This is a genomic window from Streptomyces sp. NPDC007205 (genome assembly GCF_040634095.1).
Lineage (GTDB): Bacteria > Actinomycetota > Actinomycetes > Streptomycetales > Streptomycetaceae > Streptomyces.
Genome location: NZ_JBEYEW010000051.1, coordinates 18,851 through 27,067, shown reverse-complemented (window position 1 = coordinate 27,067; position 8,217 = coordinate 18,851). Strand labels below are relative to the sequence as shown.

General features: G+C 69.4%; 5 protein-coding genes and 2 pseudogenes. 1 reads left to right on the top strand and 6 read right to left on the bottom strand.

The genetic code is table 11. The features are described 5' to 3' along the window. Positions 1-91: 91 nt before the first annotated feature. Positions 92-541: pseudogene (locus ABZ624_RS38385) on the bottom strand (dihydrofolate reductase family protein); the annotation flags it as partial. On the opposite strand from ABZ624_RS38385, the pseudogene ABZ624_RS38380 reads away from it, so the two are divergent. Next, a pseudogene (locus ABZ624_RS38380) lies at positions 539-757 on the top strand (saccharopine dehydrogenase); the annotation flags it as partial. The pseudogenes ABZ624_RS38385 and ABZ624_RS38380 sit on opposite strands and share 3 nt — an antisense overlap. Positions 758-1,022: 265 nt before the next feature. Here the strand turns inward: ABZ624_RS38380 and denD are convergent. The 5 genes from denD to ABZ624_RS38355 all read right to left on the bottom strand — a co-directional run bounded on the left by denD (position 1,023) and on the right by ABZ624_RS38355 (position 7,671). Next, complete coding sequence (gene denD, locus ABZ624_RS38375) at positions 1,023-2,033, bottom strand: D-erythronate dehydrogenase (protein WP_360099488.1); 1,011 nt, start codon at positions 2,031-2,033, stop codon at positions 1,023-1,025. A gap of 291 nt (positions 2,034-2,324) precedes the next feature. Beyond that, positions 2,325-3,275 (bottom strand): ornithine carbamoyltransferase, encoded by a 951-nt coding sequence (argF, locus tag ABZ624_RS38370; protein WP_360099486.1) that lies wholly within the window; start codon positions 3,273-3,275, stop codon positions 2,325-2,327. A gap of 493 nt (positions 3,276-3,768) precedes the next feature. Next, positions 3,769-4,332 (bottom strand): flavin reductase family protein, encoded by a 564-nt coding sequence (locus ABZ624_RS38365; protein ID WP_360099484.1) that lies wholly within the window; start codon positions 4,330-4,332, stop codon positions 3,769-3,771. Beyond that, a complete protein-coding gene (locus ABZ624_RS38360; protein WP_360099482.1) occupies positions 4,329-6,446 on the bottom strand; it encodes a tetratricopeptide repeat protein in 2,118 nt (705 codons plus the stop codon). Before ABZ624_RS38360 ends, ABZ624_RS38365 begins: the two co-directional genes overlap by 4 nt. Beyond that, a complete protein-coding gene (locus tag ABZ624_RS38355; protein WP_360099480.1) occupies positions 6,433-7,671 on the bottom strand; it encodes a hypothetical protein in 1,239 nt (412 codons plus the stop codon). The genes ABZ624_RS38360 and ABZ624_RS38355 overlap by 14 nt, the downstream gene beginning before the upstream one ends. Positions 7,672-8,217 lie beyond the last annotated feature (546 nt).

Below are 8,217 nucleotides of genomic sequence, written 5' to 3'. Positions count from 1 at the left end.
GTGCGGTGCAGTCCTAGACAGCTCCACCACACCGGAGGTCTTCGCCATGATCAAGCACCGTGACTGTCAACAACGCTCGTGATCAATACAGCTAGCGCGCCACGCGGTAGCGGAGGTAGACGACTCTTGAGCTGAAGGTGCGGGACTCGACGAGTTCGAGATCCACCCGGCGCTCGCGCTGGGGAAAGAACGGAATGCCACCGCCGACCAGCACCGGATAGACCCTGGCCCGGTACTCGTCGATCAGGTCCAACGCGGCCGCCTCGGCGGCGAGAGTCGCGCCGCCGATCGCGATGTCGCCCTCTCCCGGCTCGGCTCGCAACCGTTCGATCTCCTCCGCCAGGCCCCCGGAGGCGAGGCGGGCATTGCCCTGCACCGCCGACAGCGTGGTGGAGAACACCACCTTGGGGAGCGGCTTCCAGATCGCGGCCCACGCGAGCATCGAGTCGTCGAGCGATGGGTCCTGGTCGGCGGTCTCCCAGTACAGCATCGTCTCGTACAGCCGTCGTCCCAACAGGTGGACGCCGACCTCTCGCATGTCGACGCCGTCGTGCGCTCGGGCGGCCGTGAACGGCGTGCTGTCGCGAAGGGCCAGGACATCTACGCCGTCACCGCGCCGCTCGCTGTGGAAGCGATCGACCGCATCCTCACCGGACGGACCAGGGCGGCCGGAGTCGCCTCCGCCGGCGAGATCTTCGACGCCCCCGAATTCCTCCGCGCGCTGTCCCCGCACATCGACCTGGAACTGTGCCCATAGCGATCAGGCGCGATCAGGCCACTCACGCGGCATGCCCAGGCCCACATCCCGATCCGTCCTGGGCAAGGACCGACACACCATCGGAGTTCGCGAACAACATCCCGGCCCGGAATCTTCTGCTTTCCGGACTCGTGTGCAGCCGCTGTCGCAACTCGTGTCAGAGCCACAGGCTCACTGTTTCATTCGTCCTGATCCTGCGGGAGGCCCTCAGCACGTCATGGGCCGCCTCATGGCTGAGGGACGGCCCGAACCCCTCAGCCCGAGTTCATCGGCCTTGGGACTGCGTCGGGTGATCGGCGAGGTAGTCCTGCACGACTGACAGGAAGTTCGGATCGGGCTCCAGACCGAGTGCAGCGGCGCGTCTGTTGTCGAAGACGGCGGGCCACGAGGTCACGATGGCCTCGATGGCAGGGTCAGGGTTGATCGTCACCAGGCCGGCGACGGCATCGCCGGCCACCTGCCGCAGCGTAGCGAGCATCTCGGCGACCGAGACCGAGAGCGCGGGAAGGTTGACGGGCACCTGGCCTTCGAGCCGCCCTGGCCCGACGCCGCGCTCGGCCTCCGCGATGCGCAGGATTCCCTGGACGGTGCGTCGCGGTGAGGCCAGGGCCACGTGCAGGTCGGGCCGGACAGGGCAGGTCGCCGGCAGTCCCGCGAGAGGCTCACGAATGATGGAGGACAGGAAGCCGGAGGCGGCCGCGTTCGGCCGGCCCGGCCGCACCGCGACGGTCATCAGACGGGCGACACGTCCGTCGAGGAAGCCGCGGCGCGTGTAGTCCGCGATCAGATGCTCGCAGATGAGCTTCTGTGTTCCGTAACTCGACCGCGGCATGGGCAGGGTCAACTCGCTGACCACCGGAGGCAGGGGCAGCCCAGGGCTCGAACCATAGACCGCGAGGCTGCTGGCGAACACAATCCGCGGCGTCGGGCCGCCGGTGGCCGACTGCGCCCGGGCAGCATCGAGCAGGGCGCGGGTGATGTCCACATTGGCACGCATGCCGAGGTCGAAGTCGGCCTCGCACTCGGCCGACACCGCAGCGGCGAGATGGAACAGCACATCGACCGGCTCAGCGAACACGTCGTCGAGGCGGTCGATCAGGTCGCCGTGCACGATGTCCACGAGCGGGTCCGTCGCCGCCGGCGAGTCGGGCTGCACAACGCGGTCAGCGAGCACCATTCGTGTGATCGGTGCGCCCCTGAACGTCCGCCTCTGCAGCAGCGTGCCGGTCAGCCGGCGGCCCAGGAAGCCGAACGCGCCCGTGATGACGACCCTCACGTGTCTTCTCCTTGCCTGCGTACCGGAGCGTGGCACGACCAGTACGGCGTCACCGTTGGGTGCCGGCCTCTGCGCAGCCGCAACGGCATCCCGTCGATCCCACGGGTGGGCACCTGTCCGACAGCGACGGCGAACTACCCGCGCCGGCACATCCGCCAAACTCCCAGTCGCCGGATACGCCGCCTGATGCACCCACTCGTAAGGCGTCAGCAATGAATCCTTGAACTGCCCTGCTCGGCTTCTGGCTCCCCTGCCGGCTCCGTTACCAACGAATCGGGAAGACGTGGGTGCTCATGCTCCGCGGCGGCGGGCCGTGGTGATGAGGGTGTGAAGGACCGCCTGGGCCGTGGGAAGCCGGTTTTCCGCCTGGCGCCACACCAGGGATCGCGGGCCGTCGAGCACCTCCGAGGTGATCTCCTGCCCTCGGACGGCGGGCAGGCAGTGCATGGCCACCGCCTCGCGGGGCGCGTGGGCGAGCAGGGCGTCGTCGACCCGGTAGGCGGCCAGGTGTTGGGTCCGTGCCTCGCGTTCGTGGGGTCTGTCCATGGGGACCCATACCTCGGCGTAGACGGCCTGTGCGGCGCCGACGGCCTCGATGGGCTCGGTGGTGAGAGACACAGCGCCGCCGGTCTGCGTCATCAGTGCGCGGGCCTCGCTGAGGATGTCCTGGTCCGTCTCGTAGCCGGGCGGGGTGGCGATGGTCAGGTGCATGCCGGAGGCCGCGCACGCCGCGAGGAACGAGTTGCACGTATTGCTGGTGCCGTCCCCGATGAAGGCCGCGGTCATGCCGGCCAGGGTGCCGAAGTGCTCGCGCAGCGCGAGGAGGTCGGCCAGGGACTGGCAGGGATGGTGGGTGTCGGACAAGGCGTTGATGACCGGCACCGTCGCGGCGTCGGCCATCTGCTGCAGCTTGGCGTGGTCGAAGGTGCGTACGGTGATCGCGTCGAGGTAGGACGACAGGACGCGGGCGGTGTCGGTGACGGTCTCGCCGTGGCCGAGCTGCAGTTCCTGGTGGTTCAGCACGATGGCCGCCATGCCGAGGCGATGGGCGGCCGTGGCCAGGGATACGCGGGTCCGTGTGGACGGCTTCTCGAAGACGCATCCGATGGTGCCCCCTCGCAGGTCGCGCTCCCACCCCAGCGGCTCCTGCTTCATGCCTTCCGCCAGATCCAGCAGCTCCGCCAGGGTCTGCGGGACCAGGTCGCTCACCCGCAGCAGATCGTCGGGGACTTCGCCAGTCACAGCGGGACGGTCGGCCTCGGACGCCGGAACAGGCTGTGTCATTGCGGTCCTCGGCTCCGTTCGCGCGGTCGGGGCCTTTTGGCCCGTCAGTGTGATCGACGGCTGCCAGTGGGGCGCGCTGACGCATTCCCGGCAGGTGAACCGCTGTGGTGCGGCCCACCGCCACCGGCTTTCGTACCTACCCACCGTGACTCGGTCCACGCACACCCTGCGTGACGACCCGACAGGACGCGCTCTCGCTCCGCGGGCCAGACACCCGATTGGATCTGCGCTGTGCCATGTGACGCCCTCGTTCTGCCGAGCGGATGCAGCCGTCACCAGGAGACGGCGGTGACCTGTCGGTGGTGTCGTCCAGTGCGGCGATCGATTGACGGTGACCGCCACGGTCGGATCATGCCGTCCAGCAGCGTGGATGCCGCACCCGCTATCAGGCGCCGACCCGTAGGGCGGTGTCCTACGTGGTGAGGCGGACGACCACGAGAGCCGGTCAGCGTCATCGTGGGAGGTTCCCCGGCGGGCCCTCGTGATAGGCGCCGTCCGCGAAGAGGAGGACACGGTGCGTCGTACGCGCGTGGTGTTGCACGGCGCCCAGCACCACCATGTGGTCACCGGCCGGAAGGAGGCGGACGCGGCGGCAGCACAGCGTCGCCGCCGCCCCCGGTATCAGTGGCTCACCGTGCGGTCCGGGCTCTGGGGCGAGTCCTTGGAACCGCTGGCCGGGGCCGGCGAAACGGGATGCCAGTTCCCACTGGTCGGCCGCGAGTACGTTGACGGCGAAGTGCTCGGCATCCGTGAACGCGGGCCGGCTGTGGGAGGACAGCGCGAGACACCACAGGATCAGGGGCGGGTCGAGTGACACGGAGGTGAAGGAGTTGACCGTCACACCGACCGGGGCGCGCCGCGGGCCCACGCAGGTGATCACGGTGACTCCGGTCGCGTATCGGCCGAGGACATCGCGCAACGCACGCGAGCCGGGGCCGGCCGGCGCGGCAGACCGCAGCTCAGCCGGCCCCGCCGAGTCCTCGGCAGTCACCGCGGCGTCGGGTGACACCTTCACGCGCTGTCCAGCCGTCCACGCAACGAGGCCAGCGCCTCGGCGGTCTCCGCGTCCTCCGGGTCGAGTACGGCGGCCAGCTCCAAGTCCTCCAGGGCTTCCTGCCGCCTGCCGCTCTCCTGGTAGAGGAAGGCGCGGTTGTAGCGCAACGCGGCGTCCTTGGGGTCGAGTTCCACCGCCCGGCACAGGTCATCCAGAGCGCCCTGCAGGCGCCCGGCCTCGTAGCGCACCCCCGCGCGTCCGGACAGAGCGCTGACCAGGGTTGCATCGGCATCCACCGCGCGGTCGTAGGCGGCTTCAGCCCCGGCGAGTTCGCCGCCCTCCGCGAGCGCCTGTCCGACGGCGGTGTGCAGATAGGCGTTGGCGGGGTCGAGCCGCAGCCCGGCCCGGGCATCCTGGAGCGCGGCGGCCAGGTTGCCGGCCTCCAGGTGGATACCCGCGCGGTTGACATACGCGTCCACGAACTCGGGATCCTGCTCGATCACGTAGCTGAAGTCGGCGAGCGCCCCGGCCACATCGCCCTCACTCAACCTCAGGTCGCCGCGGTTGTAGTAGATCTCCGGGAAGGGCGGCGACAGGCTCAGTGCGCGCGAGTAGTCGGCGAGTGCCTCGTCGCCGCGGCCGAGCCTGCGCAGCAGGTTGCCGCGTTCCAGGTAGTGCTCGGCGTGGTTGGGGTCCTGGTCGATGACGACGGCGTAGTCGGCGAGTGCCTCGTCCAGCCGGCCCAGGCCCGCGTACACCCGGGCTCGGTTGTTCTTGAGCACCGAGCGGTGCAGACGGTGTTCGTCCGGGGTCAGCCGCCGGTCCAGGTCGTCGATGCACTCGGTGACCAGGCGCAGCGCCTCCTCGGGATCGCCGAGGTTGACCTCCACCAGGGCGCGACCGTTCCTGTAGAAGGCGCTCTGAAAGGCTTGCTCCACTCGGTCGTGCAGCAAGGAGGCCGTGGCGATCGCGCTGTTGAGGAGTGACTTGGCCTTCTTCTCGTCCCGGTCGGCAGGGTCGTTGTGGCGTGTGTACAGCATGGCGGTGGAGTAGGCACACGCCATGTGCACCGCCGGGTCGGTCGACAGCAGACGTGCCTCGTCGTAGACGGCCTCCGCCTCTTTCGTCCGGCCGAGCATGGACAGGGCGAGACCGAGCTGCACGCCGAACTTCCACCACTGCGCGGTGTTCTGCCGGCCGTCGACCAGGTGCTGGCCGCGTCGGCCGTAGTCGACGACGGCGGTGTAGAAACCGTTGACGAGGCAGTGGTCCGACGCGGCCCACAGGGCGGGCACGGCTTCGCTCACCGGGTCGCTGCCGCGCTCAAGGTGGTACGGCAGTGCGCCGAGGGTGAGCGACAGTTCCTCGGTCCGGCGCAGTTGCGTGGCCCGGCGGTCGTGGAGGGCGGCACGCTCGGCGGCGGGCAGGGCTTCGTAGGCGGTGCGGGCGGCCGTGCCGTCGGGGCCGTCGAGCAGTCCGTCGGAGGCCACCCAGTGCCATGCGGGCCGGTCCATGCCGCTTGCCGGGGCGGCCTCGGTCGGGGTCACGGGGACGGCAGTGGTGTGGCGGTCGAGTGCGGGGGCCAGGACGCCGCCGGGGTCCGGGGTGTGCGTGCCGCACAGGACGACGGTCAGTGTGCCGGGATCGAGGCGGCGCACCAGCGCGGCGAGGAACTCCTCGTCCGTGGTCTCGGCGTGCTCGGTGTTCTCGACCACCAGGCGCCGTGGCCCGTCGTGGCCGAGCGCGGCCAGCGCGTCGCGGACGAATTCCACCAGCCCGTTGGCGATCCGCCGGGTGCGCAGCCGTGCGTAGAAGCGGGTACGCTCGGCGGGCAGCGCCATGGAGGTCAGCGTCTCCCGCGAGTTGGGCACAAGGGCCGCCAACTCGGGTGCCACCGAGAGCAGTTCGATGTCGTGTCGGCGCACGAGTTCGGGATCGGCGGCGAGTACGTCGGGGACCAGGGCCCGGGCGATGGTGCCGGCGGCAGTGTAGGGGCCGCGCAGCCGACGGTGGGCGTCCACCGGAGGCAGGAACAGGGGTGGCAGCGGGAGGCCGTCGAGGGCTGCGGCCCGGTCGCGCCGTGTTCCGCCCCGAAGCCCGAGGTGGGCGGGAGGCGCGGAGTCAGCCTGCTGCATGTGCGGTCTCCTTTGCGGTGGTGGCGGGGATGCGGGTGCGGCGCCGCCAAGCACGGAGCGCCAGGCAGGCGGCGAAGACCGGCTCCCAGAAGTTGAGGACGAGGAACGTCAGCACGTCCGCTGCGTTGGCCGGTGAGAGATCGCTGCCTAGTTTGTGCACGGCGACCGCGGTGAGGCGTATTCCGGTGGGGACCGCGGCGGTCAGCAGGGTGACGGTGAGGAAGACGTAGCCGGCCACCATCAGCCACGAGTACCAGCGGGCGATCTGCCGGTCGCGTTCGCCCCAACCGCGCTCGTCCACCATGCGCTCGGGCTTGTTCCACAGCCGCATGAGGCGGTTGCGCAGCATCTGGCGGGCGGTGGTCTGCAGGTCGTTGCAGCCGAGCACGGTGATGGCGAGGTAGTACAGGTCGGTGCGCAGGAAGAAGTAGAACTGCCACACCAGCCGGAGTACGACCGCGAAGGCCATCGACAGCAGCAGCCGCCGTACGACGGCCGTGGCACCGTCGGCGCCCTGCAGGGCCGCGGCCACGAGGGTCAGGCCGCTGACGACCAGAACGTCGGTGATCATGCCGGCGAGCATCGGCAGGTAGCGCTTGCGACGGGGTACGGCGACCAGGCCGTCCAGGGCGGTCACGAAGACCACGTAGTAGAACCGCCGGCTGATCGACAGGGTGGAGTTCAGGCCCAGGCGCCGCCCCGCGAGGGCGTGGGCGGCCTCGTGCAGCAGAATCCACGGCACCTGGCCGAGGACGATGCCGAGGGTCAGCAGCACCAGAGACCGCCGGGTGAAGAACAAGTTCTGGTAGTGCGGCGCCAAGTGGGGCTGTCTGATCATGACCACGAGCGCGGCGAGTACGGTCAGGCCGTAGACGCCCCAGGCGACCGGGGAGAAGACGGCGCGACCGAGCCGTTGCCAGCGCACCGGGCCCGATGGTGCGGCCACGTCCTCTCCGTCCTTGACGACGAGTTCGAGCTCGTCGAGGACGTCGAGGAACTCCGCCATGTCCACCTGTTCGCCGTACTGCTCGGTGTACCACCGCGCCGCGGCGTTCGGCGGTGTGCCGCCCTCCAGGCGGCGCAGCAGTGCGGCACCGTCGGGCGGAAAGAGGCCGTAGGAATCGATGTCGGCGCGGCCGACGGTGACTTCGTCGCCCTCTTCGAGATAGGTGAGCGGATGCAGCCGTACGGGTTCGTCGAAATTCCTGGACGGCGGTGTCGTCACTGCCTCACCTCACTGTCTGGCGACCGGTGTGCGGTGCGCGCCGGGCGGCATGACCCGGCGCGCACCTGCCTGGGATCAGGCGTTGTTGGTGCCGCAGCAGTACGCGGACGCGGCGGCGGATGTCAGGCGGACGGTCCCGGCCTTGCGCACGGCGATCTTCTTCATGGGGATCTCCTTCTCTGCGAAGTGGTGCACAGCGCCGCCGGGGATCCGGACGGCGTACCCGATGTCTCGGGTGCTCTTGGGCGAGAAGAAACACGACGACCATGATTAACGCGGGAATTCCGCGTAGTAATTCGCTCGCGCAATGAATGAACGGCCCTGGGTGTCGGGCCGGGAAGACGCCTGCCTTTCCTTTCTAATGCTGCGCAGAACGACCTTGTTCACCACACCAGGGATTCGCTCCCCGATTCGACGCTCGACAGATTTACCTCCTGCGGGACAGGCATGTCAACGGCTTGGACGGGGTCGCTGTGGCCGTCGTCGAGGGCGTCTGCTCCCTGCTCATCAAGGGGAATCAAACGTTCAGTTATGAATGTCGGCAGT

Bases quoted from the DNA above. Each gene is read 5' to 3' on its own strand.
- ABZ624_RS38360 (WP_360099482.1), bottom strand. From the start codon at position 6,446: ATGCAGCAGGCTGACTCCGCGCCTCCCGCCCACCTCGGGCTTCGGGGC.